Origin of the sequence: Dictyobacter aurantiacus, from assembly GCF_003967515.1 — a bacterium.
GTDB classification, from domain to species: domain Bacteria; phylum Chloroflexota; class Ktedonobacteria; order Ktedonobacterales; family Ktedonobacteraceae; genus Dictyobacter; species Dictyobacter aurantiacus.
The window spans coordinates 440,207-465,755 of sequence record NZ_BIFQ01000002.1; the positions used below are offsets into that span (position 1 = coordinate 440,207).

Sequence of the window (25,549 nt, forward strand, 5' to 3'; positions counted from 1 at the left end):
ATCTGGGAACGCGGCCATATCGCTGCTACACGCTTCTTCCGTCGTCGCGATACCACCATCTGTGACAAAGTCGCGCACCGCGACGCGTTTACCTACTGGTATAGCATAGGCTATATGCAACAGTCCTTTTTTCTTCTCCTTAGAAAGGACGGCCAGACCTTCATTAGCTATCAAATGCTAAACGGGCCAGCCAGGGATGGCCGGGCAGCGTCATCTCCAGGGCCTGCCGCAACCAGAGCCGACGAGCTCTATCCAGGGATGGTGCTACCCGTTCGAAGTCCATCTCATCTTTTGGGCGGCGCCCTTTAGCCTTATATAATAACTGGATTTCGGGCGCGATATACGGGATGCCGTCGGCGCTACGGCCACCGATGGAGGTGAGAGGACGCTGGATGCGCGCATCGCGCCGGAAGAGCCAGTCTCCATCGCTGCTATCGGCCACCATCAACTGTAGAGCCCAGGGGGAAGCGGGAGTGGGACGGCACCAGATGTCGTGTACCCCTTCAGACAAGGGCACTCCCTGCTCCCAGGTCCGAAACGGCCAGGTAGGTGAAGAACCCTCATGCACCGCCTGCACGTCCCAATCGCCAAACACAGAGCGTATAGCCTGTTGATCACGGCGCAAAAACTGCACATCGATATCCTCATGTTCACGCGTCTGCTCCCCCAGGAAAAGATCCAACGCCCAGCCCCCGGCGATCCACCAGGGAACCGTCACCGTCTCAAAAAAGCGCGCCACCTCATGTGGTCCCCATGGCTGCCAGCGACCAAACTGATGCGCATCTGTTGCCATTTGAATAACCTTTCATATCGTAATCCTAAACAGGATGGCAAAGATAAATCTTACCCTGGTTATCAACCTATTTTAGCTGTGATCGTGGAACAGATCAGTCAGTATCAGTAGCAGTCAAAACGGCCAGCGATGTCTGATCAGGCCTGATGGCAATCATCCCTAAATCCCAGACGAAGTTGTAAAACCAGGTATCGGTAGTAAATTGGAACCATTGACATTTCTGAGCCGCTTGCAAAACCTGTTGTATCGACGCACCATCTTCGGCGTTAGCGAGGCCGGCGAGAGAGATCCATGCCTCCAGGCGGCCCAGCGCGGCCTTATGTCCATTATTATATGCTCCGCCATGAGAAGCAGTTTGAAACAGGCTGCGAAAGGCCCAGGAGAGAGACACTTCATACATGTTCACCTTAACCTCCTCGTGCTTAAAACAAAGCAGCGGGAGCGAAACAATTGCCTGAGGAATCTGCGCACCTCCCTGTAAAGTAGATTGGTCCATCTCAAAGGTTCGCGCCTCATAGAGACCATTTGATTCTTCTGCCCAGTTGATGATGGCAGTCCTGATTCTTGCATGTTCGTAGTCAGTCGTCGTCTCTGCAAACAAATGCTCAATAGTTTGGCTATGCTGCATGTCGATCTGTTTACTACTATAAAGAGAAGAAGACAAAGAACCAAAGGATGGTTGCAGATCGGTTTCGATCTAAGGGAAGCCCTTGGGAACCGGAAACGTCAGAGGAACGCGTGCAAACGGTTCCCATAGCACGATGATGTCCCCTGTAGGCGGCATAGGATTGCGGCCTTCTAGAGATGCGAATGTGCCGGTCAGGCAGCAATCCGGCCTTGTGCATGCCGCGCCCGTTCACGTACGATATTGCTCCTAAAAAGCGAGAAAAGCAGCCATATCACCATGCAGAAGCCACCATATCGTACGCCAACAGAGCGGCATGCACAAGGCCGGATTGCTGCTTTTCAGAAAAAATACCGCATCGAAGAGGCCGCAATCCTATGCCGCCTACGGGGAAACATGTTCGTGTCGAGGAACATTTCGATGCTCCGCTGGACCTCTTCGTTTCTTGTCGCTTGCTCTAAAGTTGAACGTATTGGGGGCAAGCCCGGCACCTACGGGGACATGATCGTGTGAGGCGATGCGACCAATCCGCACGATCAGGGGAATCAACACCGGCCGTCTGTTCTATATTATGCGCTAGATACGTGAGAGTTAAAAGGAATGATCCGCTCGATCATCAAAACAGATAGAAGCACAGAAACGTAAGCAAAAAGTACTAACACCCGTCTCAGGGCGCAACACAAACGTACTCATCAGTAGTACACACGGAGGCCTGCTGGCTTTGCCTTGCAGGGATAAAACAATTTATGTTAATATGAACAACGCATCATACTGTGATGCTGGCCTGGCGTCAAAAGTATATGACTGGATGGAGATAGGCCGTAGAGGAAACAAGGGGCCGCCCCATCTGATCTGCAGTGAATGTGCGGTGCGGCAAAAACGCTATACTAATACGTATCTATGCATCAGCCAATATGCCGGATATGATCTGTACAATGTATTCCTCTACCTGACTCATCACGGTCCCAGAGTAAGCAAGCCAGACACTGCAGCTGTAATGTATAATATGTAACTATTACCATATCAGAAAAACAAATCTATGTTTATTTCGGCCAAAGTTACTGTATGCCTGCCTTAAGCGGGAGATTACGTCTCGGGATGGCTGGAAGTATCAGAAAGAGACAGTGCATGGTGAAACGACCTGATCCCGCGCCGCAGGAAGAGGTCAATACGATCTCGCAACTGCGTTCGGAAGTCAGAAAAAACGCGCGACGTTTCCAGGCAACATTTGAGCAGGCGGCGGTCGGTATGGCGCATGTGAGCCTGGATGGTCGCTGGCTACAGGTCAACCAGCAGTTGTGCGATGCTCTGGGTTATAGCCGCGAGGAATTACAGAACTTTACCATTCAGCAAGTCACCTACCGGGAAGACCTGGCGGATAGCACGCAGGCGTTCCAGCAGTTGCTGACAGGCGAGATGGACACCTATCGCGGCGAGAAACGCTACATCCGTAAGGACGGCCAGCTCACCTGGATGCATATCACAGCTTCCCTGGCACGCGACGAGGACGGCGAGCCACTCTACCTGATCGTGGTCATCCAGCAGATCGACGAGCGCAAAAAGATAGAAGAGGCGCTCTATCGCCAGCAGCAGGCCTTCCAGACCCTGGCCGAGAACGCCCGCGACGTCATTGGACGCTTCGATCGCGACTTCCGCTATATTTACGTCAATCCAGTGGCCACCCGGATCACGGGTATTCCACGAGCTGATTTTATCGGCAAAACCCACGCGGAGATCGGCCTTTCCCCCCGGTATGCTGAAATCTGGCAGAACGGGCTGCGCAAGGTCTTTGAGACGCGGCAACCGGCAGAGATCGAGATTAAATACGATAGTGACACAGGCCCGCTCTACTACCAGGCCAGTCTCTCACCCGAGTTTGACGCCGCCGGCAACACGGTATCGGTGCTGAGCATTGCCCGCGACATCACGGAACAGAAGCGTATAGAGGAAGAGCGCGCACGCCTGCTGAAGCAGGAGCAGCGAGCCAGGGCCGAAGCCGAAGCCGAACGCGTGCGCCTCCACAACTTCTTAATGCAGGTGCCCGCCATGGTCTGTCTTCTGAACGGACCCGAGCACCGCTACGAGTTCGCCAACGGACTCTACATGCAGATCATTGGAAACCGCGACCTGATCGGCAAGACGGTCCGAGAGGCGCTACCAGATCTGGCAGACCAGGGCTTCTACGAGTTGCTCGACAACGTCTATCAGACCGGCGAGCCGTTCATCGGCAATGAGATTCCAGTGCTAATTGACCGGAACCTCAATGGGCACAAGGAAGAGGCCTACTTCAACTTTATCTACCAGCCTACACGCAACGTTGATGGTGACATCGACGGCATCATGGTGCATGCCGTTGAGGTCACCGAGATGATTCGCAATCGCAAGTTCACCAGGTCAAGCCAGTGGAGACTGGAGATGGCGCAACAGGCCGCCCAGATCGGCACCTTCGAGTGGCTGGTCCCGACCAACGATATCATCTGGACTCCCGAGCTAGAGGCGCTATACGGTCTACCGGCCGGCGGCTTTGAAGGAAAATACGAAAACTGGGTCCAGCGTGTCCATCCAGACGATATCGAACGGGCCACAAGCAATCTGCAGCGCTCCATCGAGGGCGGTCCATCCTACAATGCCGAATTCCGCATTATCCGTCCCGATGGCAGCATCCGCTGGATGCTGGGCAAGGGCGAAACCCAGTATGATGAGCATGGACAGGCGCTGCGCGTCGTCGGCGTCAACATCGATATCACCGAGCGCAAAGAGACGGAACTGCAACTGGCCCGCACGCTGGAGCAGGTCGGCTTTATCGCCGCCACCAGTAAGCTGCTGGTCGCCTCGATCGATTACCGCGATGTACTGGCCCACGTAATCAAAAACGCCATCCCCGCCATCGCCGATTGGTGTCGTATCGATCTGCACAACGACAGGGCAGACATGCAGCCGCAGAGCATCTCCTATCCGGACCCCGTACGGGGGACGAGCGAGCTCAGCTTTGAAGAGCTCAGCCGCGTCGTCGATGCCGATGCCACCCCATCGATACTGAACACCGTGCGGCAGCAGAAAAAGTCTGATCTCATCCCCCGGCTCGGCCGCGATAGCTATGCGACCCTGACCTCCGACGCGAGCGAGCAAAAGATGCTGCGCAGCCTGCGTGCCGTCTCAGCCATGGTGGTTCCGCTGATGATAGAGGACGCCATCGAGGGCACGGTTATCCTGGTCGCCTCAGCCGAGCGCGGCCCCTACAGCAGAGCCGACCTCAACATCGCCGAAGAGCTGGCCAGCCGCGTCTCGATGGCGGTCGAGCGCGCGCGCATCTATCAGAATATGCAGGAGCTCAACGCCAATCTGGAGGCACGCGTCGCCCAGCGCACCGAGGAGCTACGCCAGCTCAACGCCGACCTGGAGCGCAGCAACCAGGAGCTGCAGGAGTTCGCCTATGTGGCCTCGCACGACCTGCAGGAGCCACTGCGCAAGATCCAGGCCTTCGGCAACCTGCTTGAAGATGAATACGGCGAGCAGCTCGACGATGGCAAGGAATACCTCGATCGCATGCGCAACGCCGCCGGCCGCATGCGTGTCCTGATCGACGACCTGCTCACCTTCTCGCGGGTCGCCACCAAAACCATGCCATTTACCCCCACCGACCTGAACATGATCGCACGCGACGTCATCGACGATCTAGAGGCGCGCATCCAGGAGACGCACGGCACCATCGAGGTAGAAGAACTGCCCACGATCGATGCCGACTCGCGGCAGATCTACCAGGTTCTGCAGAATCTGCTGGGCAACGCCCTGAAATTCCATCGCCCCGATGTGCCGCCGGTCATCAAGGTCGCGGCTACCATCCAGGAGGCCGACACCGATAACGAGTTCAACACTGGACCTACCTGTGTGCTAACTGTACAGGATAACGGCATCGGCTTCGATGAAAAGTATCTGGATCGCATCTTTACCGTCTTCCAGCGCCTGCACGGCAGGACCGAGTATGAAGGCACCGGGATCGGTCTGGCCGTTGTGCGCAAGATCGTCGAACGTCACGGCGGTACCATTACCGCCACCAGCACGATTGGCGAGGGTTCAACCTTCATTGTGACTTTACCAGTCAATCATCAAACGAAAGAGACGGAAAACCTTTATGAATAATATGAACTCTATCGTCATTTTGATGGCCGACGATGACGAAGACGATATCCTTCTGACCCAGAAAGCCTTGAAAAAGGGCAAGCTGCTCAATACCCTCTATAGCGTCAGCAATGGAGAGGAACTGCTCGATTATCTGCTGCATCGCAACAAGTATGCCGATGCCGACGCCGCAAGCGCGCCGCTGCCCGGGCTAATCTTGCTCGACCTGAACATGCCCAAGAAAGACGGACGCGAAGCCCTCAGAGAGATCAAGAATCATCCCGAGCTGCGCGACATCCCGATCGTGGTCTTCACCACCTCGAAAGCGGAAGAGGACATCTATCGCTCCTACAAACTGGGCGTCAACTCGTTTATTACCAAGCCCGTCACGTTTGAGAAGCTGATCGAGGTCATGCAGGCGCTGGGAAAATACTGGTTTGAAGTGGTAACATTGCCCGCCAAATCAAAGAAGGATATGTATGGAACTACAGCCAACAACGATTCTACTCATTGAGGACGACGAGGAGGATTATTTCCTCCTCAGAAAACTACTGACCAGGATGCGCAACGCTCGCTATAATCTGGTCTGGAAGAGCGATCCTCTGTTGGGCCTGCAGCACATGATGGAGGACCAGCATGACCTCTGCCTGCTCGATTATCGGCTGGGCGCGATCAACGGCATTGAGTTGATCCGCAAAGCGCGTGGTCAGGGCTATGGGAAGCCGATCGTGCTTCTTACTGGCGCCAACGAATCCGAAATCGATATCCTGGCCCTGCAGGCTGGCGCGGACGACTATATCTCCAAGGAGGGTCTGCAGGAGGACATCCTGCGGCGCATCATTCGCTATGCCATCGAACGTAAAAAGGCCGAGCATGAGCGCGAAAAGCTGATCAGCGAACAGCTGGCCAGCCGGGAACTGGAAAAGAAGCGCAACGAGTTCATCAGCATGGTCGTGCATGAGCTGCGCACGCCACTCACCAGCCTGAAGGCGCACGCGCAGATCCTGCGCAAGCGCTTCCTGCTCAGTGGCGACGAACAGGTGCTGCGCACCACCACGCGCATGAATACCCAGATCGATAAGCTCGCCGAACTGATCAGCGACTTCCAGGATGTCACGCGCATCGAAGGTGGCAAGCTGCAATTTCGCGAGAGCTACTTCAACTTCGACGAGCTGGTATCTGATCTGATCGAGGAGATCCAGCCAGTCACCGAGAAGCACACGATCCTGCGCGAAGGCGAATCCAATAAAACCGTCTGGGGCGATCGTGGGCGCATCGGGCAAGTGATTACCAATCTGCTCACCAATGCCATCAAGTACGCGCCCAACAGCAACCGCATCGTGGTGAAGACATCCTCCGATAATGAATCGGTCACCTTGCGCGTACAGGACTTCGGCCCCGGCATCCCCAGGCATCTGCAACAGAAGATCTTTGATCCTTTCTATCGCCTGGAAGAGTCCCGGAAAACATCGATTTCCGGACTGGGACTCGGCCTGTATATTTCCTCCGAAATTATTCAGCGCCAGGAAGGACACATCTGGGTGGAAAGTGAAATGGGCCAGGGCGCGACTTTCTGCTTTACACTCCCCATCGACCGGGCACACGCCTCAGAAGCAGGCGCTGAAGCCGCTATCTAGCTATACCAGCGGACAGCGGCCGCGCCGCCTGGCGCGGACTAACCAAAAGTCCTCTTTTCACCCTGCCCATCCACAAATTGAAATACTACAAGCAAAACTATGTATAATCTTAACCATAAGCAATGAGACAACGCGGAAAAGAGGGCACAATGCGAAGAGGTCTGGCCGTACTCCTGATGAATATGCTGGCGTCCGAACTCGGCTATAAGATAAAGCTGATCACCGCCTCGGATGAACATACGAACGATACCCTGCTAATCAACAACCACGAGGGCGACATCCAACGCTTCAGCGGCTGCGACAAATTCGAGCAGGCCGTCACATGGCTACGCACCAAAATATAATTCCACGCCACCACAGAGAAAGTGGGGGTAGTGAGCCCCCCATCAGATCATTGTGCCACTTTTGTCGCATGTAAAGATACATTTTATATTTTAAATTGTGAAATAGCTCATATTCATAAGTTACTTTGATCAATATAATTGCACACATATAAGTAAATATATATAAATAATAAATTAAAAGGTAGGAAAGCGCTATGAAACAATATCGCCAATTATCACTTATGAGCTCGTTCGTTGCGCTTGCGCTGATGACTATGCTGGTCGCGTGCGGGAATGCAACTGCGGCTACGCAGCCTGGCAGTACGTCTGTCAAGACAACCCCTCCTTTATCGGTTCCATCACTCCAAAAGACAGACTGGGCAAACATTATTCCTGGAAAAGAGCTTGGCTGCCCGGCTCCAGTTTCTTCAGGCGATCCACATGGGATACAGGTTGACGCAAAACAGTTGGCCGATGTAACTGGTGATGGGAAACCAGAGGCATTTGTGGCCGTCGCTTGTGTTGGGTCCACTGAGAGTTGGCCTGACCATCTTGAAGTGTTTGATGGAGCCTCAGATCCTGCTCATCCCCGGCGTATCACCACCCTGCTCAATGATCAGGATGGCACCGACGGCTCCCATGGATTTGGGCTTCGGGTGCAATCGATCAAGGTGTCTGGAAAGCTCGTCACTGTTGTATCGAAGGGCTGGCTGCCTGGAGAGTGTTTTGCTTGTGGAGATCAGCAAGTGACCGATACATTTACCTGGAATGGAACCCGTTTTATCCGTGGTCCGCGTTCGGTGGTTCGCATGGCTTGAACCATGACCTTAATGAGCGGCGCGCGAGGGGAGATCGGCCGCAAGGGCCGAATCTCCGGGTAACGGGCTCGCCTGGCGAGGGGAGATCGGCCGCAAGGGCCGAATCTCCGGGTAACGGGCTCGCCTGGCGAGGGAAAATCGGCCGCATGGGCCGAACCTACGAGTCGGCGAGCAGGCCACCGGACAGGTTGGCGACGGTTGCCGTCATTGCCCTGGCCTGATCGGAAGCCATGAAGGTCGCCACGTTCGCCAGATCCGCCAGGGTCGGCAGGCGTTTAAGCGGGACCGTTGCTTCCGCGACGGCCTGTATTTGCTCAGGGGTCTGACCTGTGGCCCTGGCGCGAGCGTTGTACCCCTCGCGAATCACGGTCGTCTCAGGGATAGAATTCGAGCGTAAGCAGACGGCTCGGATACCCAGAGGTCCCAATTCGGCCGCCAGCCCTCGGGTAAGCGCTTCGATACCTGCCCAGGCGACTGCCACGCCTCCCGCGCCGGGAGTAGCGGCTCGGGCAGGCATACCGGTGATGGTGACGATCACGCCTGACCTTGTTTCGATCATGCGCCGTGCCGCTGCCCGCGTGGTCAAGAAGTGAGAGCTCAGATAGGCTGTCACCGGGAGGGTGAAACGCTCGGGTGACAGTTCGACGACCGGGATGCCGTAAATGCCTGGCTCGGCCACCCTGATGGCGTTGACGGAGATATCAATGCCCCCCGCTGCTCGGACCACTGCGTCGGCATGCGTTTCGATCGCTTGCTCATCGAGCGCATCCACCTGAGCAGTCTCGACCTCGCCGCCCTCGGCGGCAATCTCCTCGGCGACTGCGTCGAGAGACGCCCGCGTCCGACCGGTAAGAAAGACTCTGGCCCCTTCACGGGCGAAGGCGCGGGCAATGGCGCCGCCGACAGCTCCACCTGCTCCATAGATAATGGCATTCTTCTTTTCAAGTAGCATCACAATCCTCCTGATGTGTATCCTCCTGTTGAGGAGACCTTTCATCCATCGTGTCGAATCACCTTTCGGTACATAGACACTTACTAAACTGTCGCAAAGAGCAAAACTGTTCGCATCTCGTGGAACAATTTTTGAGGACCACCTGATAGCTGGTCCCAGCAGTTGTTGGCAGTGGCCAAGAGCCTGCTCGCATGGTAGAATACGGTTGAGCTAATCGAGCAGCACCAATGACGTGGGCGCGACTTGTGAGAAGAAAGGGGCGGCAGCAAGAGGCATGGAGTCCAGGGAAAAAGCGAAACAGGGCAAAACAGATCGCATCAACAACACTCCCAGCGCTGATCGATCCGCGAGCAGCCTCGTGATCGAGCCGTATCGCCGCGAATTGCTGCTGCACTGTTATCGTCTCCTGGGTTCATTGTATGATGCCGAGGATGCGGTGCAAGATGCTATGTTGCGAGCGTGGCGGCATTTTGACACCTTCACAGAGAGCGATCCAGGGTCGCTGCGTCGCTGGCTGTATACGATTGCCACCAATACCAGCCTGGATATGCTCAAGAAACGCTCACCGCGTACGCTTCCAACCGTGACCGCTCCCGCGTCGGATGCAATGAAACCGGTGGCGCCAAAAAACTCTGAAGTACTCTGGCTTGAGCCTTTCCCTGACAGCTGGCTCGTTGAGGCGAGCGAAGACCCGGAGGCGCGCTATAGCAGGCACGAGAGCATTTCCCTGGCTTTTCTCACTGCTCTTCAGATACTCCCACCTCGTCAGCGGGCTATCTTGCTGCTCTCGGATGTGCTGGACTGGCGTGCCGCCGAGATCGCACACCTGCTAGAGATCTCGGTAGGAGCGGTCAATAGCGCCCTGCACCGCGCCAGGGTAGCGCTTGAGAAAAACTATCAGCTTGAGCAACCTGAGAGGATGCAGTTTGACGGCACGAATGCCGCCATCAACACTTTGCTTGCGCGCTACCTCAAGATGTGGGAGAGCGATGATGTGGATGGTCTGGTGGCTTTGCTCAAAGAAGATGCGACCCTCTCCATGCCCCCGGTCCCTTCGTGGTATCAGGGACGAGACGCGATTCGCCGCGTGCTCCTTGCCGTCTTATTCCCCGCCGGGGTACGGAACCGCTGGCGTTTATCGCCAACACACGCCAATGGGCAGCCTGCCTTTGTCGTATATCGAGCTAACGAAGCGACAGGGTCCTATCAAGCGTTCGCGCTGCAAGTCATCGCCCTGGCTGGAACGCCTGGCGATGGATGGCAGATCGCCTCTGTGACAGCGTTCCTTGATCCGGATCTGGCTGCTTCCTTCGGCTTCCCATCTCAACTCCCCCACTAAAGACACGATCCCAATCCATTAACATCTTGACATAAATAAAGGTTAACCATTATGATAGGCACAGGTATTGTTATAGTAAGTGTATAACAATACCTGTGCCTATCATAGTGAGAGTTCCGCCTTGATGCATTGGATCAATCAAGGGCGGGTCATCTCTATTCACCCTCTAGAGGTATGTATTATGGAAACGGGTAGCCATATAGATGCGCTACCGGCTGCCGCGCCGGGGAAGAAGGCAACCGTTGATTGGAGGGGGACCGGCTGGTACCTGCTGCTGGCGTTTTTGATTTCATGGAGCATGTTTATCCTGTTGAGGCTGGTGGGCGTACCGTTTATTGCGCGCGCCGACCTGGGCATGTTTGGTCCGGCGCTGGCGGCCCTGCTGGTGCGTCTGCTGCGCCACGAGGGCTTCGGCAATGCGGGGCTGCGTCTGCGTGGTCGCGAGTATAAAGGGGATCGGCGCACATGGCTGTTCTATGTCGCCGCCTACCTGCTGCCGATGGTTCTGCTGGCGATCGGCTTCGCCCTGGCCTACCTGCTGCACCTGCAACAATGGGCGCTAGCCGAGAAGGCGGGTCAGTTGCTGAAGCTGGCGCCAAAGAACAGCCGGGCACCGATAGCGCCCGCTACACTGGGCTGGTTAATCATCCTGTCGTCCCTGACGGTCAAACTGCCCATTACCATGGTGGCGACATTTGGTGAGGAGTTCGGCTGGCGCGGCTACCTGCTGCCCCGCTTGATGCCACTGGGCAACATACGGGCGGCCCTGCTGATCGGAGTCATCTGGGGCTTCTGGCACGCGCCACTGATCGTGCTGGACGGCTACGAGTTCGGGGGGCTCTATCCCGCGCTGGGCGTCTTCTTCTTCCTGCTCTCGACCATCCCCTACAGCTTTCTGCTCACCTGGCTGCGCGTACGCACCGGCAGCATCTGGCCCTGCGTATTGGCGCACGCCGCCATCAACGCCTTCGCGGGCGCCATCGCCGGCTACGCCATGACGGCGGGCAACCCCTACATAGGAGCTCCGCTGGGCGTCGTCGGGCTCATCCCCTGGCTCATCTTTATCGGCTGGCTCCTCTTCACGAACCAGCTCCGTCCGGCTCCGAACAAGCCATAAAACCATTAATCGGCCACACGAACAAAGCGGCCGTTATCCGGAATGATAACGACCGCTTTACGTGCTACACTGCTCTTAGAATTTGAAAACAGCAGAAAATAACGCATAAAAGGAGCAGGCAGCATGGACAAGCAGACCGTTCATCTTTTTGTGTTTGATACGCTCTCGGATTGGGAACCGATGTACGCCGTTGCCGCCATCAACAATCCCGCCTTTCAACAACAGCCGGGACGCTACGAGGTGAAGACCGTTGGCCTCGATCAGGAACCGGTAAAGACGACCGGTGGTCTGACGATCCTGCCAGATATGACCATGGCTGAGCTTGATGCAGCGTACAGCGCCATGCTGATCCTGCCTGGCGGTTCGGGCTGGGGCGAGGGTCGCCATAAGCAGGCGAGCGATAAGGCCAGAGAGCTCCTGGCCCATGGTGTACCGGTCGCGGCCATCTGCGGGGCGACCGCCGGGCTGGCTCTGGCTGGCATGCTGGACGACAGACCACACACCGGCAACTGGCCCGGCGAACTGGAGGCCATCGGCTATAAAGGTGCCGCCCACTTTCAACATCAACCGGCCGTCACCGATGGCAACCTGATTACCGCCAGCGGGACCGCGCCACTGGACTTTGCCTACCAGATCGCCAGAAAGCTAGAGATCTATAGCGACCAGGTGCTGGAAGCCTGGTACGGGCTCTACAAAACCAATGATCCCAAATACTTCTTTGAGCTGCAGTCGCTTTGCGACGAAGCCGGGGCAAGCCCGGCACCTACGGTGGGGTGAGCCGGGCCAGCAGGCGCTTGGGAGCGGTCATGCGGTAGCTATCGGTGACAAGGCCGCTGATCAGCTCCCAGTCGAGTTCAACGTCGAACCAGAGGCCGATCCAGCCATGGTGGCCGACATAGGGCGGCACAAAGAAGTGTTCGGGATCGGAGCCGACCAGCGCCTGCTGCGCCCCCGCCGGCGCCTTGCACCAGACCGTCATGCGACCATCCACAGGATGCTGCATGGCGAAAATCTTGTCGCGCACCCGAAAGGTCGGGTTCCCCACGCCACCTCCCTCTGTCGCCTCCGGCAGAGCCAGGCAGATCGTGCGCAGACGCGCAATCAATGCTTCATCCATGCCGCGTCATCCCTTCATATGAAGCGGCGGAATCAAGCATATAGGTCTCGGTTGGTTTAGCTTCCCACTCCTTCGAGGGACTATCGCTCCGAGCGCTCTGCAAAGCGGGAAGAGCAGCCAGGAAAGCCTCCCGCGATTCCCAGATGGAAACGCCCATGAGCGTTCCCTTTTCAGGGTCCTTGAAGGGATAAGGGGCCTGAAAAATAATCCCCGGCTGTTGCTTCATAAACTCTCCGAACTCGTGCATGCTCTGAACCAGCAGAGCCTCCTTTTCGGGTAAGGGATAATGAATGGAATAGAAAATAAACATGGCCTATTAGCCTCTCTCGTATCGAGCGCTATTGTTTCTACACCATCACCTCCTGCTTGGCTGAACCTCATTCGATTCCGCAGGTAGAGGTATTGGGCGCTCATAGACATTTATTCTGTCACAAGTAAAGGAAAGCGGAAAGGGATACGAATGTCGTAATAATTGGGGATAGAGCGGTTTTCGGCGTCCTTATTAAGTAATGCAATATATTAATAAGCGAATGGAAGGGGTAATATCATGCGCAAGCAAAAGGCGGTGAATGCCGCGGAGATCCTTATCCTGAGCTACTGGCCGCGCCGAGGGGCGGGCGAGGAGCATATCGGCTTCGGCATTTCACGCAACTATCTGTTCTATGAACTATTGATGATCCCGCAATCAATTCTGATGGAATGGTTTATTCGTCCACGGCTGCAACCGCTCATTTTCTCACAGACGCAACCCACCTTCTACCAGGGGATGAGGTTTGTGCTGTCGCTTCCACTTATCATCACTCTACTCTTCATTCCAGCGGGCAGGCGTACCGGCTTCTACATTCTGGATGAGCAGGGGAAAGCCAGGGTATTTCTGCGAAAGTGGTTCCCTCCTTTTCTCAAGTGGCGCCTGGGCGTCAACCGAAAGCAATTTCTGGCAGAGGCCAGCTAACCGGTGTAACACATGCAGAGAAAGAGATTGAGAAGAAGATAGTGACAGAAGGAAGGTTTTCTGATGGACGAGGAACTCAGATCCAGCGCAGTGCCGCGACCGCTCTTGATCACCGCTTATTGGCCGCGCACGCAGGAGGGCGGCGACAATATCGGCTTTGGGATAAGTCGAGCGCATATATTCTATACGTTGGTAATATCACGAGGGCCGCGTCTGTTCAACCTGCTGGTTGAGCCGCGCACCACTGTGACGTTTCCGCTACTTCTACGTACACTGATAAGGATGATCCCCGTCACGCTTACTACACGGATGATCAAACGGGGCTGGATAACAAACGGCGAAGGCTATTTTGTGATTGATGATGAGGGGAAGGCGATCTCGTTCCTTGGTGGACGCATGCCGGAGAGCATCAAAGGTCGCATGGGGGTGGGGCGCAAGAAATTCCTGCGCCAGATCAACCAATAAATGGGCGCTCATCTGATAAGGAACGCGCAATTTTGGGTTCTTTATGTGGTGCATTCACGTACAGGAGCCACGTGGGCGGGCGTGAATGCCATGGGAAGCGATATCGTGGGAGTACGGGGGGCCGCGGTCGCTGTCGCTCGCGGCCCGGACAACCGTTGAAGGTCCCTACGATTACGTTTCTTATGGGGGTTGGGCGGTTCGTTTACGTTCCTTATGGGGTGGGCGGTTCGTGTTTTTGGCCGCCGTAAACACGTCCAGCAGGATATCCTCGGCATCCTGCCGCGTTGGCGTACGCTGACGCAGATAGTCAAAGATGGCGCCTGCGTGTTGCTCATACAGCGCATCCATTCCAGCACTCGCATCCTTATCGTAGAGATACATAATTACCTCAGCATAATTATTTCTTATCTACCACACCGCATGAGCAACCGATAATCTTACAGGTGTTTAAAATAGCTGCCCGCAACATACATCGGCTATCCCCATCTGGCAGACTGGCATATCCCAATGGGTCATACTGGGGTACGTGAGCACCCCCGCACGGGCGTCCGCCTGCGCGGCCGTACTGGTTTTGTATGTAGGTGCATGGGAGGCACATTCGCGCCTCCCATGCACCTACATACAACTGGCTTCTGAGAGAAAAAAGGGTAAGGGGAAGAACGAAACAGCGGGTTATAACGTGTAGTATTCAAAGCAGACTACCGCTGCCTGCAATTACATACCAGAAGATCCTTAGAAAGAAGAGATACGAGACAGATGATAGAGATGGCTTCGAATACAGCCGATTTCTTCGAGCAGATAGCGAACATGGGTAGTAATGAATGGCTACGTGGTATCAAAGGCACATGCCACTTCGATATTGATGGCTTCGGTAGCCGCTACCTGACGATAGATGATGGACAACTGACGCTCAGCGAGAGCACGGATAAGGTGGACGCCGTGATCATGGGAGACGTGACGAACTTCGACCTGGTGGCGACAGGCAAATATAACCTTCTGACCGCATATATGCGCCAGCTTTTCACCTGCAAAGGCAGCGTGGCGCTGTTATTTGCGGTGCAGCGGCTCTTTCCTCCCCCGGCTTCAATCGAGCAGGACCTGAACCCGGACGAGGAACAGTTCGAGGAGGAGTCGGATCCCGTTACGCCACCCATTCCCGCGTATGATGAAAAATCTCCCCCTACGACCACGCAAACGGTCAGCATGATCAGCGGTTCTACGTTCGTTGTTAGCGATGCACGCGGCGACATCGACGCATCGCCAACCAATACGCAGGGCCTGTTTAGTACCGATACACGCTTCCTATCGCGCTGGCGTCTGACGATCAACGGTGTCTTTCCGCGCGGACTGGCGACCGATGATATGCAGTATCACTCGATGAGCTTCTTCCTGGCGCCAACGACGGGGACCGTCTATGTCGACGCGGCGCTCTCGGTCATTCGCACGCGTACGATCGGCCATGGCTTCCACGAGCAGTTGCGCATCCTCAGCCACTCCAACAGGCCGGTGGACCTGAATGTGCGTATCGAGGTGGGCGCCGACTTCGCTGATATCTTTGAGATCAAAGATGCGCTGCAGAAAAAAGGGAGCTATTCCCATCAGATTGAGGAGCACCGCCTGATCCTGCGCTATCAGCGCGAGTCGTTTGTGCGCGAGGCCTGGATTACCTGCAACCAACCCTGCAGGATCACCTCCGATGCCATTAGCTTCGAGGTGCATATCGAGCCGCATGAGAGCTGGACGGCGGAGATAGATGTTGTGGTGGCGAAGGCGGGCATCGAGGAACATACGGTCCCGATGGAGGGTGACGCACGGGCGGAAATGAGACGCGATCTCGACGACTGGCTGGCGGTGGCCCCCGATCTGCGCTGCGAATGGCCCGAGCTGGATCGCATCTACCGGCAGAGCATGGTCGACCTGGCCTCGCTGCGCTTCTACCTCAAATCGCTGCCGGGGCAGGCCCTGCCAGCGGCCGGTCTGCCCTGGTTCATGGCCGTCTTCGGCCGCGATAGCCTGATCACCAGTTTTCAGGCGCTGCCATTCGCTCCCGAGTTGGCCATAACGACGCTGCGCAACCTGGCCTATCGCCAGGGCTGCTACGTCGATGACTTCCGCGACGAGGAGCCGGGCAAGATCATCCACGAGTCCCGCTTCGGAGAGATGACCGCCTTTGAGGAGCGGCCCCACTCACCCTACTATGGCTCTGCCGATGCCACTCCCCTCTTCCTGATCCTGTTGGACGAAGTCGAGCGCTGGACCGGCAATACAGAACTGGTCATGCAGCTGGAGCACAATGCCCGCGCTGCCCTGGATTGGATCGATACCTATGGAGACCTCAATGGCGATGGCTACGTCGAGTACAACCGCCGCAACAAAAAAACAGGCATGGTCAATCAGTGCTGGAAGGACTCGTGGAACTCTATCCTTTTCGCCGACGGCACCAACTCACGTCTCCCGCGCACACTGTGCGAGATCCAGGGCTACGTCTATGACGCCAAGAAGCGCTGCGCCCGCCTGGCACGCGACTTCTGGGGCGATCCCACCTTCGCCGCGAAGCTGGAACGCGAGGCGAACGAGCTGAAGGAGCGCTTCAACCGCGACTTCTGGCTCGAAGACAAAGGCTACTTCGCGCTGGCCATCGACGGCCAGGGACGCAAGGTGGACTCCCTGACCTCAAACATCGGCCACCTGCTGTGGAGCGGCATCGTCGAAGACGACAAAATCGAGTCCTGTGTCCGTCACTTGATGGGGCACCGTCTCTTCTCCGGCTGGGGCGTACGCACCATGGCTGAGGGCGACGGCGGCTACAATCCCATCGGCTACCACAACGGCACCATCTGGCCCCACGACAACTCGCTCATCGCCTATGGGCTGGCACGCAATGGCTACAAGAAGGAGGCCAATCAGATCGCCATGGGCATCCTGCAAGCGGCCACCTACTTCAACTATAGATTGCCCGAGGCCTTCGCCGGCTATGAACGCTCCATGACCGACTACCCGGTCGAGTATCCGACGGCATGTAGCCCACAGGCCTGGGCCACGGCGGCACCGCTGCTGCTGCTGCGCACCATCCTTGGTCTTGAGCCGATTGACGATCATCTGCTCGTCAACCCATACCTGCCCGAGGATCTGCAGGAACTGATGATCTTCAACATTCCCGGACGCTGGGGCCGTGTAGATGCCTTCGGTCGCAGCAAGAGCAATGATCGCCCTCTGAGGCGAGGTCCCCTCTCGCGGTAACGTCCGCAGGTTCGGCCCTCGCGGCCGATTTCTCCTCCACGCATATCAACGTTCACCAAATGCGAGGGCCACGAAAATGCATATCGCATATGCGATGTGCATTTTCATCTGGAAAGGAACAATCGGCCGCAAGGGCCGAACCTATGGGTGTCGTCGCGTGAAAATCGGCCGCAAGGGCCGAACCTACTTGACAAAGGGGGGATGAACAGTTATATTTTTTAATGAAAGAAAGTTTTATTCATCCAAAAGGACGGTGACATGCCTCGAACACCAGAAGCCAATCGTCGTATCCGCGAAGCGCAGCGCGCAAAGATCCTGGAAAGTGCCAGGAACGTCTTTGCTCGCAAGGGGATGGATGCGACGATCACGGATATCGCCGCGGAAGCTCAGATCAGCCTGGGACTGGCCTATCGCTATTTCGCCGATAAGGAGGCTATCTTCTCTGAGCTGATCAAGCAAACGATACCAGACGATCCCACCGAGTTCCAGAAACTGGTGGAGATGCCGGGGACGCCAGGAGAGCGGCTTGCGGCGCTGATTTCAGGTATCGTGGGAGCACGCGGGCAGCGCGAACCGCTTGAGGCCCATCAACTGCTTCAGCACGCCCTTGAGACGGGAGCGATGCCCAGGGAGGTACGCCAGTTGCTCGGCAAGCGCTATCAAGCACTGTTGATGGCAATGAGGCAGTTGATTGTCGAGGGCCAGGCCAGCGGCGAGGTTGCGCCGGGCGACCCGGATCAACTGGTCGCGGTAATGGGCGCCTGTCTTGATGGGCTCACCCGCTGGGCCTTGCGAGATCCAGAGCAGTTCCGCGCCTATGTTCCTGACGCCCGGATCATTCTGCGCTTGCTTCTACCCGTAACAGGTGAGAACAAAGTCTCCAAATAGCTATAGAACAGCTTATCTGAAGGCATAAAGGAGTATTACTTTATAGATCCTTATGTCCTGACGTCCTTTTGTCCTTTATGGTAGAGATATATGAAAGGGAACGTGCATGAAGCACAATAATGATGGATCAGTCGTGTCACAAAAACGGTCTCTGAGAGTCAGGGGCATCGGTTACGATACTGGATTCAGTACCGACGGCGTCACGCGCCGGCCATTCGATCATGAACTTGTGCGGCGCGAGCTGCGGATTATCCGTGATGACCTGCACTGTAACGCGGTGCGCCTGTTCGGAGACGATCTGGACCGGCTCGAATACGCCGCGCGCTACGCTGCTGAACTGGGACTGGAGGTCTGGTTCTCGCCATTCCTCTATCAGCTCGACGCCGGGGAGCTGCTCAAACTGTTCGCCGATGGGGCGGAGCGCGCCGAGCGCATTCGTTGCCAGGGAGCCGAGGTTGTGTTCGTCACCGGAGCCGAGCTGAGCCTGTTCAACATCGGATTCCTGCCGGGCAAGAGCTTCGAGGAGCGAACCGGTCCTCTGCTGCGGCGTGAGCCGGGGATAGCTGAGCTGCTGGCCGGGGTGCCCACACGCATCAACGACTTTCTCAGCAAGGCCGTCAGCGTGGTGCGCGAGCGCTTCGGCGGCAAGATTACCTACGCCTCCATCCCGTTCGAGGGCGTCGACTGGACGCTGTTCGACATCGTCTCGGTCGACCTGCACCGCTCGAAGGAGATCGCCGCCATCTTCCAGCAGAGCGTCCGTGCGCTGGTCGCACAGGGCAAGCCGATCGCCATCACCGAAGTCGGCTGCGCCACTCATCGGGACGCGGCCGACAACGGCGCTCGCGGCGGCGGCGAGATGATGGTGTTTGAGGGAGGCATACCCGTGCGGCTCAACGGCGACTACATCCGCGACGAGCAGGTGCAGGCCACCTACCTGCGCGAGCTGCTGGGCATCTTCACTGACGAGGGTGTTGATGCCGCCTTCGTGTGCACCTTCGTCTGTTACGGCTGGCCGCACCGCAGCGATCCCCGCCTGGACCTCGACATGGCCAGCTGGGGCATCGTCAAGATCCTGGAGGGCCGTCCCGGCGACACCTATCCCGACATGCCCTGGGAACCCAAAGCCGCGTTCACCGCGCTCGCCTCATTCTTTAATTGTTCTGCATGACGAAGGTGCCCTTTTCGTTGCGGAAAAGGATGTGGGTATTCTGGAAAGAGATCTGCATGTCCTTCAGTTTGGGATCGGTGGTCGATGGTACGAAGCTGATGTTGATCGGGACCAGGTCGGCGTTGTTGCCCCAGATCTGGGGACCCATGAAGATGCGCGAGTGGGCGGGATCGCCACCTGGAAATTCGATGATCTCGATGCGTCCGTGGTCGTTGAGGGCGATAAAATGGCTGGGCGCCTGGCCGCTCTCGTGTCCCACGAAGGCGTCGGCCTGCACGGTACGCGGACGACCATAGCGTATATCGTCATACGTGGTCATCCCCCAATTGATCGCCATCTGGCCCAGCCAGAAGACGAGCACCATCACCAGCATAGCCAGCCCGGCGGGCAGCGACCAGTGCATGTCGCTCATCAGCCCGCGTGGCTGAGGCTGGGGAAGCTGCCTGGTTTTAGTCAACTTGTTGACAGTGCCGGCGGGAAGACCACCCGTGGTGTGCGGCTCCTGCCCGGCGCGCGTCAACGATGCACGTGGCTGTACAAAGCGTACCTCTTCGGTCATAGGCGCGATCCGGCGGTGGCGCAGAGCGCTCTGCGGCGCGATCTCCGACGTCTTCATGCTGGTCTGCATAGCGATTCTCCCTCCTGATATATAAGTGATAGATGTAAGCAATGAAATAACTGGAAAACGTGGAGATGTATACTTGAACAACTTCTACAACAGAAGTATAACCGAATCGCCTGTATGATCGCTAGAGGTTTATCCACAACTTTTAGCGCAGAGATGTGGAAGCATTGTGTAAAAATGGCAGGCAGGTGTGTATAAACGCGGTCTCCCTGTGGATAACCTCGCAAAAGGGAAAATCATACGAAACCTCTCCCCAACGTGATACGCCCCTGTATGGGCGTTTTGTATTTCTTGTTGCCTTGCCTTGTGCCAAAAATGAGTTATGCTCTGATGAAGTGCTCCTCTTGCATTTTGGCTGAAAGTAATATATAGTCTTTATAGTAATACATAGTTCTTCACAGTTATTGATGGTATCACATTGAACAAAAGGAAGGGTTCAGATGGAACAGTTTATGACATCCGAGGAGATAGCGGAGCTTCTGCACGTCGATCCGGTAACGATCCGTCGTCTGGTCAACAAGGGTGAGCTGTCAGCCTATCGCATTGGCGCCGATTATCGGTTCGCGCCGTCCGATCTGCAGCATTACCTGCAGCGGCAGCGTATTACTGCCCATGCGCAAAAGGAGACCGGGACCGGTTCGAGCAATCCACTCAATCAGTTTACTCAGGTACTGCGAAAAATTATTCAGGGAAAACACGTCACGCCCTCAGAGCTGTCCGGTCGCTTTGAGCGCTTCACCAAACGGGCACGCCACGTTTTAACGCTGGCGCAAAAGGAGGCGCAGCATTTTAGACACAACTATATCGGCACAGAGCACCTGCTGCTGGGACTGATAGGGGAAGAAGGTGGTATCGCCGCTGAGGTGCTCAGAAACCTGGGCATCGAGGCCGAACAGGTCCGGCAGGCCGTTGAAGCGATCATTGGGCGAGGCGAGCGCATCGTTATCGGTGAAATTTTTCTGACCCCACGAGCAAAAAAGGTAATTGAACTCGCTATGGATGAAGCAAAGCGCCTCAATCATCAGTATATTGGAACCGAGCACATACTCCTGGGACTTGTGCGAGAAGGTGAGGGAGTGGCGGCCAAAGTCTTAGAGGGCAACTTCAACCTCAAGCTGGAGCAGGTACGAACAGAAACGCTGCGGGTGCTGGGGCAAAAACAACCAGAAGAAGCGGTCGTCATTCCGTCCATACCGCCAGAGGCCTCCACGCTGCTCGCCGAAAACGAGCCCGGACTCTCCTGTCCCTCCTGCGGAGCACGCTCACCCCGCTACTTCCACTACTGCTTCAACTGCGGTCACTCCCTGATCCATGAAACAGAGTCAGGCCGCGATGAAGTAGAGTCAGAGCAGGATGAGGAGGATCAAAACAAACCCTGAAGACGGTGAAGTGCGGATAGAGCCACAAAAGGATGCTATTATACTCCTCTTGTGACTCCATCCGTTTTCTGACTTCTCAGGGACACTGAAACACTTCACCAGTTTTGCCAGACAACTGCAACATAAGCTGGTTACGCGTCGGCGTGGCGGATGTAGGGATTGAAGGTGGCGAAAAGGGAGATCAGTACCAGGCCGCCCGTCATGATCAGCACAGTCGCCGTCGTGCCGGTGCTCTGCAGCAGGAAGCCAGTCATGGCCAGGCTGATAGGGTTGGCGCTAAATACGATCATCCGATAGACACTGTTGATGCGGGCCTGCAGGCCATCAGGGATCAAAGCCATGCGGCGGCCGCGCTGCACGACATCAAAGATGGGGGTCAAGAAGAAGAGCAACGCGATAATGGCCCCGAGCACGAGCAGATTGGGAGCCAGGATGAGCAGTGGTGTGAGGACGACCTGGGCCCAGAAGGTGACGGTGGTGAGCGTGAAGAAGCTCAGGTAGCGATAGAGGATCGGCGCCAGCAGCGATCCCAGCACCCCGGCCACACCTGATACAGCGAACAGGACACCCAGGTCTATCGTCGAGGCGTGCACGTGTTGTCCCAGCACAATCACGACCAGGGCGATCCCGCTGGTCATCAGATTAAGACCACACAGGATCACTGCCAGCGAGCGCACAAAGCGCTGCTTCCACAGCCACTTCAGGCCCTCCCTGACCTCCGGCAGCAAGGCACGCCTGTCGCTACTGCGTTCCTGCTGGAACGGCGTGCGAATAAAGAACAATGAGACCACAGAACAGAAATAGGAGACGGTATCAGCCAGGAATGGGAAGGCCCGACCAATGCTAAAGAGAATACCACCCAGCGGCGCTCCGAGCAACATGGCGATATTAAAGGTAGCGATATTCTGCGCGCTGGCCGCCGGCAGTTGTTCCCTGGAAACTACCTGGGGCAGGCTGGAGACCTCGGCCAGATCGAAGAAGACAAAGAGCACCCCTTCAACCAGCGAGACTACGTAGAGCTGCACGATGGTCAGATGACCAAAAAAGAGGGCTAACGGGATACTCCCCATGCTCAAGAAGCGGCCGAGATCACAGATGATCATCACCAGCTTGCGATTCCAGCGATCCAGCAACGCCCCCGCTGGAAGGCTGAGCAGCAGATACGGGATAGTGCGTAGCGCGCCCGCGATGCCGGCCTGCGCCGGCGAACGCGTGAGCGCCAGAATCAACAACGGAAAAGCCAGCTGCGACACCTGCGTGCCCACCCCGGAAATCACCTGGCCACTCCACAGCAACAGATAATCGCGGTTGCGCCACAGCGGTGGATACGTCCGTGCCTCAATTGCCTCTTCTTGCAGATTAGACTGATTTTGATTTTCTATCACGAAGCTCGTTCCTTCTTTATAGAATAGATAATAGATAGATAAGCACATATATAGATCGGCCACATTGCATAAAAGCATGCAGTGGAAAAACACTTATGAGCAGGCACGCCATCAAGTGACCGGGCTGGGGCATCACAAATCGAGTCAGAATAAAAACGCCCGATTTCCAGCTGTGGGGATACGCGAAGAGGTCAATGAAATACGATGTTTAAACTCGTTGGAAACGTATCCAATCAGGAAAGGATGCACCTATTTTTTGTGTTGAGGATTAATAATAGCATAACAGTGCCCCTTTCCATGGTAAGAAAATATCTGCCTTAAGCAGTATACCATATCAGCTCATCCTTCGTTGCAGGCGATCGCCGTGCTCAAAACTCATGTTTATGCTGGAGCCTGGGGTGCGCGGATGCGCACCCCAGGCTCCAGCATAAAAAACCAGTGCGGCCGCGTAGGCGGTCGCCCGTGCGGAAGCGCTCATGCTCAAAGCATCTTGATGCTTAAAAAGATTGACAATCATTTTTGTGGCGTGTTATGTTTAATGGGTTATTAAACTCATTTATAATTTTAAATGAAACGAAGTTATATATGAATTCATCTGTGCGCTTTTGCGATAATTGTGGGGCGACGAATCGACCAGATGCGAAGTTCTGCTATGCCTGCGGGCAGCCGCAGATCTCGTACGCGACTACCGGTACGGTTACGGGTCTGCTCACTTCCGCCTATGAGTTGAAGCAGCGCTATCATATTCTACAAAAGCTGGGACAGGGAGGCTTCGGAGCCATCTACAAGGCGGCGGATCTGCTGTTCAACGATACGCCACGGGCGGTAAAAGAGATGGGGATGCGGGGACTCAACGAGCAGGAGACGAAGGACGCCATCATAGCCTTTCGCAACGAGGCGACGCTGCTGGCAAACCTCTCCCACCCCAATCTGCCGCGCATCTATGATCACTTTGAGGAGCATGGCCGCTGGTACCTGGTGATGGACTATATCGAGGGCGAGACGCTGGAGAAGCGGCTGGAGCAGGCTCCCGGCAACCGTCTCCCACTGCCGGAGGTGGCGGACCTGGGCATCCAGCTGTGCACGGTGCTGGGCTATCTGCATAGCCATGAGCCGCCGATCATCTTCCGCGATCTGAAGCCCGACAATGTGATGCTGACGGCCGATGGACGGATCTACCTGATCGATTTCGGTATCGCGCGCTTCTTCAAGCCGGGGCAGACAAAGGATACCATGAACCTGGGCACGCCGGGCTACGCCGCCCCCGAGCAGTATGGGCGCATGCAGACCACGATTCGCTCAGATATCTATAGCCTGGGCGCCACGCTCTACCAGATGATCTCCGGTATTTATCCAGGCCTGACACCATTTCTGCAACAGCCGCTCGACCTGGACGCTTCGCAGCCGGCCAACGTGGCCATCGAGAAGCTGGTGATGCAGATGCTTGAGATGAAAGAGGATCGGCGTCCGCATGATACCCAGGTGGTCAAGCAGGAACTGCAGAACGTCCAGCAGATGCTGCAGAGCGCCAGCGTCAGGCGCATCGTTCAACCTGTCGCGACGCCTGTACAGACCGATCTGGCGACGACCATACTCAGTCATGAGACCAGGATGCTGGCCAGCGAGGAGCCGCGACCGAGTCTGGTGGTGGCTCCACAGGGCGGCGACTACACCTCGCTGAGTGAAGCCATACAGCAAGCCCAGCCGGGCAGCTTCATCCTGGTACGCGCGGGACTCTATAAAGAGAGCATTATCCTGGATAAGCCGGTCGAGATTATCGGCAATGGGCCGCGCGATCAAATTATACTGGAGAGCAGCAACACCCATGGTGTCGTGATGCAGACGACAACCGCCACGCTGCGCGGGCTGACCATTCGCTGTCCCGCCGGCTCGCTGGGCAAAGCGGCCTACGCGCTCCACATCCGCCAGGGCGAGCTCTCCGTGGAAGATTGCGACATCACCTCCTCCTCTTCTACCTGCATCGCCATCACCGGCGCCAATACCCGGCCCACCATTCGCTACTGCCGCATCCACAACAGCGCCGGCTACGGCATCACAGTGCAGCAAAACGCGCGCGCCAGCATCGAATATTGCGAGATCTTCAACCATCCCCGCGCCGGGATATATGTCACGACGGGAGGCGACCCGATTGTGCGCCACAGCCAGGTATACAGCAGCGAACGCTATGGTCTGCTCATAGATGAACAGGGACGCGGCACGTTTGAGGACTGCGAGATCCATCACCACAGCTACGCCGGCGCCACGATCAGCACGCTGAGCAATCCGCTGCTGCTGCGCTGCCATCTACATGATAGCCAGCAATACGGCATCGAGGTCCTGCAGGAAGGGCAGGGCTCCTACCAGGACTGCGAGATCTCCGGCAGCGGCCTCGACAACATCTCGATCACGACCGGCAGCACACCCTATTTCTACCTCTGCCGTATCCACGACGCGCAGCGCCACGGCATCAACGTCAGCGACAACGGACGCGGCACCATCGAGTATTGCACCATCAGCTCCAACCAGCAAGGCAACGTCGCCATCAGTAACGGCGGCGATCCCACCATCACCCATCTCCGTGACCCCCACCCGTAGGTGCCGGGC

Annotated in this window: 23 protein-coding genes and 2 pseudogenes; 16 read left to right on the forward strand and 9 right to left on the reverse strand. The window is 56.3% G+C overall.

The annotated features are described in order from the left end of the window. Positions 1–163 precede the first annotated feature (163 nt). Entirely contained in the window at positions 164–793 is a 630-nt protein-coding gene (locus tag KTT_RS26645) for a nucleotidyltransferase domain-containing protein (protein WP_126600537.1), read from the reverse strand. 94 nt (positions 794–887) lie between these two features. Then, entirely contained in the window at positions 888–1,421 is a 534-nt protein-coding gene (locus KTT_RS26650) for a DUF6183 family protein (RefSeq protein ID WP_126600539.1), read from the reverse strand. 1,125 nt (positions 1,422–2,546) lie between these two features. Between KTT_RS26650 and KTT_RS26655 the strand changes: the two genes are divergently transcribed. The 5 genes from KTT_RS26655 to KTT_RS26675 all read left to right on the forward strand — a co-directional run bounded on the left by KTT_RS26655 (position 2,547) and on the right by KTT_RS26675 (position 8,315). Beyond that, positions 2,547–5,558: a PAS domain S-box protein gene (locus KTT_RS26655; RefSeq protein ID WP_160146153.1), complete on the forward strand. Its 3,012-nt coding sequence runs from the start codon at positions 2,547–2,549 to the stop codon at positions 5,556–5,558. Continuing rightward, on the forward strand, positions 5,551–6,051 hold the full coding sequence (locus tag KTT_RS26660; protein WP_218031021.1) for a response regulator: 501 nt from the start codon (positions 5,551–5,553) through the stop codon (positions 6,049–6,051). The genes KTT_RS26655 and KTT_RS26660 overlap by 8 nt, the downstream gene beginning before the upstream one ends. Then, entirely contained in the window at positions 6,017–7,174 is a 1,158-nt protein-coding gene (locus KTT_RS26665) for a sensor histidine kinase (RefSeq protein ID WP_126600544.1), read from the forward strand. Before KTT_RS26660 ends, KTT_RS26665 begins: the two co-directional genes overlap by 35 nt. Before the next feature lie 149 nt (positions 7,175–7,323). After that, positions 7,324–7,518 carry a hypothetical protein gene (locus KTT_RS26670; protein WP_126600546.1) on the forward strand — a complete coding sequence of 65 codons (195 nt, stop codon included), beginning with the start codon at positions 7,324–7,326 and terminating at the stop codon, positions 7,516–7,518. 194 nt (positions 7,519–7,712) lie between these two features. Beyond that, the gene (locus KTT_RS26675) at positions 7,713–8,315 is read left to right on the forward strand and encodes a hypothetical protein (protein ID WP_126600548.1); all 603 of its coding nucleotides are present in this window, start codon (positions 7,713–7,715) and stop codon (positions 8,313–8,315) included. 157 nt (positions 8,316–8,472) lie between these two features. Here the strand turns inward: KTT_RS26675 and KTT_RS26680 are convergent, their stop codons facing one another. Beyond that, on the reverse strand, positions 8,473–9,267 hold the full coding sequence (locus KTT_RS26680; protein ID WP_126600549.1) for an SDR family NAD(P)-dependent oxidoreductase: 795 nt from the start codon (positions 9,265–9,267) through the stop codon (positions 8,473–8,475). Between the two features lie 274 nt (positions 9,268–9,541). Between KTT_RS26680 and KTT_RS26685 the strand changes: the two genes are divergently transcribed. From KTT_RS26685 to KTT_RS26695, 3 genes are all read left to right on the forward strand, one after another. Then, entirely contained in the window at positions 9,542–10,606 is a 1,065-nt protein-coding gene (locus KTT_RS26685) for an RNA polymerase subunit sigma-70 (protein ID WP_126600551.1), read from the forward strand. A gap of 181 nt (positions 10,607–10,787) precedes the next feature. Next, entirely contained in the window at positions 10,788–11,723 is a 936-nt protein-coding gene (locus KTT_RS26690) for a CPBP family intramembrane glutamic endopeptidase (RefSeq protein WP_160146154.1), read from the forward strand. Between the two features lie 123 nt (positions 11,724–11,846). Continuing rightward, positions 11,847–12,500, forward strand: coding sequence for a type 1 glutamine amidotransferase family protein (locus tag KTT_RS26695; protein ID WP_126600555.1), 654 nt, complete (start codon positions 11,847–11,849; stop codon positions 12,498–12,500). Here the strand turns inward: KTT_RS26695 and KTT_RS26700 are convergent. After that, entirely contained in the window at positions 12,487–12,840 is a 354-nt protein-coding gene (locus tag KTT_RS26700) for an MmcQ/YjbR family DNA-binding protein (RefSeq protein WP_126600557.1), read from the reverse strand. The two genes, KTT_RS26695 and KTT_RS26700, sit on opposite strands and share 14 nt — an antisense overlap. Beyond that, entirely contained in the window at positions 12,833–13,150 is a 318-nt protein-coding gene (locus tag KTT_RS26705; RefSeq protein ID WP_126600559.1) for a hypothetical protein, read from the reverse strand. The genes KTT_RS26700 and KTT_RS26705 overlap by 8 nt, the downstream gene beginning before the upstream one ends. A gap of 237 nt (positions 13,151–13,387) precedes the next feature. On the opposite strand from KTT_RS26705, the gene KTT_RS26710 reads away from it, so the two are divergent. Then, the gene (locus KTT_RS26710) at positions 13,388–13,792 is read left to right on the forward strand and encodes a hypothetical protein (protein WP_126600561.1); all 405 of its coding nucleotides are present in this window, start codon (positions 13,388–13,390) and stop codon (positions 13,790–13,792) included. 63 nt (positions 13,793–13,855) lie between these two features. Then, positions 13,856–14,257: a hypothetical protein gene (locus KTT_RS26715; RefSeq protein WP_126600563.1), complete on the forward strand. Its 402-nt coding sequence runs from the start codon at positions 13,856–13,858 to the stop codon at positions 14,255–14,257. Between the two features lie 180 nt (positions 14,258–14,437). Here KTT_RS26715 and KTT_RS36295 read toward each other — a convergent pair whose 3' ends face one another. Beyond that, positions 14,438–14,605, reverse strand: coding sequence for an RNA polymerase sigma factor (locus tag KTT_RS36295; RefSeq protein WP_160146155.1), 168 nt, complete (start codon positions 14,603–14,605; stop codon positions 14,438–14,440). Between the two features lie 408 nt (positions 14,606–15,013). Here KTT_RS36295 and KTT_RS26720 point away from each other — a divergent pair, with 408 nt between their 5' ends. The 3 genes from KTT_RS26720 to KTT_RS26730 all read left to right on the forward strand — a co-directional run bounded on the left by KTT_RS26720 (position 15,014) and on the right by KTT_RS26730 (position 19,556). Beyond that, the gene (locus KTT_RS26720; RefSeq protein ID WP_126600565.1) at positions 15,014–17,497 is read left to right on the forward strand and encodes a glycogen debranching N-terminal domain-containing protein; all 2,484 of its coding nucleotides are present in this window, start codon (positions 15,014–15,016) and stop codon (positions 17,495–17,497) included. A 258-nt stretch (positions 17,498–17,755) separates the two neighbouring features. Then, positions 17,756–18,385, forward strand: coding sequence for a TetR/AcrR family transcriptional regulator (locus KTT_RS26725; protein WP_126600567.1), 630 nt, complete (start codon positions 17,756–17,758; stop codon positions 18,383–18,385). A gap of 151 nt (positions 18,386–18,536) precedes the next feature. Then, complete coding sequence (locus tag KTT_RS26730) at positions 18,537–19,556, forward strand: glycoside hydrolase family 113 protein (protein ID WP_162511830.1); 1,020 nt, start codon at positions 18,537–18,539, stop codon at positions 19,554–19,556. On the opposite strand, the gene KTT_RS26735 is transcribed toward KTT_RS26730, so the two are convergent. Next, positions 19,540–20,184, reverse strand: coding sequence for a hypothetical protein (locus KTT_RS26735; RefSeq protein WP_126600571.1), 645 nt, complete (start codon positions 20,182–20,184; stop codon positions 19,540–19,542). The genes KTT_RS26730 and KTT_RS26735 overlap by 17 nt on opposite strands. Positions 20,185–20,633: 449 nt before the next feature. On the opposite strand from KTT_RS26735, the pseudogene KTT_RS37940 reads away from it, so the two are divergent. Together KTT_RS37940 and KTT_RS37945 are read left to right on the forward strand one after the other, a co-directional pair. Further along, positions 20,634–20,771: pseudogene (locus KTT_RS37940) on the forward strand (helix-turn-helix domain-containing protein); the annotation flags it as partial. Positions 20,772–20,894: 123 nt separating this feature from the next. Further along, a pseudogene (locus tag KTT_RS37945) lies at positions 20,895–21,272 on the forward strand (Clp protease N-terminal domain-containing protein); the annotation flags it as partial. Between the two features lie 419 nt (positions 21,273–21,691). Here KTT_RS37945 and KTT_RS26745 read toward each other — a convergent pair. Together KTT_RS26745 and KTT_RS36300 are read right to left on the reverse strand one after the other, a co-directional pair. Further along, positions 21,692–22,945: an MFS transporter gene (locus KTT_RS26745; protein ID WP_160146156.1), complete on the reverse strand. Its 1,254-nt coding sequence runs from the start codon at positions 22,943–22,945 to the stop codon at positions 21,692–21,694. Between the two features lie 334 nt (positions 22,946–23,279). Continuing rightward, complete coding sequence (locus tag KTT_RS36300; protein WP_160146157.1) at positions 23,280–23,423, reverse strand: hypothetical protein; 144 nt, start codon at positions 23,421–23,423, stop codon at positions 23,280–23,282. A 107-nt stretch (positions 23,424–23,530) separates the two neighbouring features. Here KTT_RS36300 and KTT_RS26750 point away from each other — a divergent pair, with 107 nt between their 5' ends. Further along, positions 23,531–25,540, forward strand: a complete 2,010-nt coding sequence (locus KTT_RS26750) for a protein kinase domain-containing protein (protein WP_160146158.1) — start codon at positions 23,531–23,533, stop codon at positions 25,538–25,540. Positions 25,541–25,549: the final 9 nt, after the last annotated feature.

What these genes read in the sequence shown, in the direction of transcription:
- KTT_RS26645 (WP_126600537.1), bottom strand. Translation starts at nt 793, where the DNA reads ATGGCAACAGATGCGCATCAGTTTGGTCGCTGGCAGCCATGGGGACCA.
- KTT_RS26650 (WP_126600539.1), bottom strand. Translation starts at nt 1,421, where the DNA reads ATGCAGCATAGCCAAACTATTGAGCATTTGTTTGCAGAGACGACGACT.
- KTT_RS26655 (WP_160146153.1), top strand. Translation starts at nt 2,547, where the DNA reads ATGGTGAAACGACCTGATCCCGCGCCGCAGGAAGAGGTCAATACGATC.
- KTT_RS26660 (WP_218031021.1), top strand. Translation starts at nt 5,551, where the DNA reads ATGAATAATATGAACTCTATCGTCATTTTGATGGCCGACGATGACGAA.
- KTT_RS26665 (WP_126600544.1), top strand. Translation starts at nt 6,017, where the DNA reads ATGGAACTACAGCCAACAACGATTCTACTCATTGAGGACGACGAGGAG.
- KTT_RS26670 (WP_126600546.1), top strand. Translation starts at nt 7,324, where the DNA reads ATGCGAAGAGGTCTGGCCGTACTCCTGATGAATATGCTGGCGTCCGAA.
- KTT_RS26675 (WP_126600548.1), top strand. Translation starts at nt 7,713, where the DNA reads ATGAAACAATATCGCCAATTATCACTTATGAGCTCGTTCGTTGCGCTT.
- KTT_RS26680 (WP_126600549.1), bottom strand. Translation starts at nt 9,267, where the DNA reads ATGCTACTTGAAAAGAAGAATGCCATTATCTATGGAGCAGGTGGAGCT.
- KTT_RS26685 (WP_126600551.1), top strand. Translation starts at nt 9,542, where the DNA reads ATGGAGTCCAGGGAAAAAGCGAAACAGGGCAAAACAGATCGCATCAAC.
- KTT_RS26690 (WP_160146154.1), top strand. Translation starts at nt 10,788, where the DNA reads ATGGAAACGGGTAGCCATATAGATGCGCTACCGGCTGCCGCGCCGGGG.
- KTT_RS26695 (WP_126600555.1), top strand. Translation starts at nt 11,847, where the DNA reads ATGGACAAGCAGACCGTTCATCTTTTTGTGTTTGATACGCTCTCGGAT.
- KTT_RS26700 (WP_126600557.1), bottom strand. Translation starts at nt 12,840, where the DNA reads ATGGATGAAGCATTGATTGCGCGTCTGCGCACGATCTGCCTGGCTCTG.
- KTT_RS26705 (WP_126600559.1), bottom strand. Translation starts at nt 13,150, where the DNA reads ATGTTTATTTTCTATTCCATTCATTATCCCTTACCCGAAAAGGAGGCT.
- KTT_RS26710 (WP_126600561.1), top strand. Translation starts at nt 13,388, where the DNA reads ATGCGCAAGCAAAAGGCGGTGAATGCCGCGGAGATCCTTATCCTGAGC.
- KTT_RS26715 (WP_126600563.1), top strand. Translation starts at nt 13,856, where the DNA reads ATGGACGAGGAACTCAGATCCAGCGCAGTGCCGCGACCGCTCTTGATC.
- KTT_RS36295 (WP_160146155.1), bottom strand. Translation starts at nt 14,605, where the DNA reads ATGGATGCGCTGTATGAGCAACACGCAGGCGCCATCTTTGACTATCTG.
- KTT_RS26720 (WP_126600565.1), top strand. Translation starts at nt 15,014, where the DNA reads ATGATAGAGATGGCTTCGAATACAGCCGATTTCTTCGAGCAGATAGCG.
- KTT_RS26725 (WP_126600567.1), top strand. Translation starts at nt 17,756, where the DNA reads ATGCCTCGAACACCAGAAGCCAATCGTCGTATCCGCGAAGCGCAGCGC.
- KTT_RS26735 (WP_126600571.1), bottom strand. Translation starts at nt 20,184, where the DNA reads ATGCAGACCAGCATGAAGACGTCGGAGATCGCGCCGCAGAGCGCTCTG.
- KTT_RS36300 (WP_160146157.1), bottom strand. Translation starts at nt 23,423, where the DNA reads ATGAGCGCTTCCGCACGGGCGACCGCCTACGCGGCCGCACTGGTTTTT.
- KTT_RS26750 (WP_160146158.1), top strand. Translation starts at nt 23,531, where the DNA reads ATGAATTCATCTGTGCGCTTTTGCGATAATTGTGGGGCGACGAATCGA.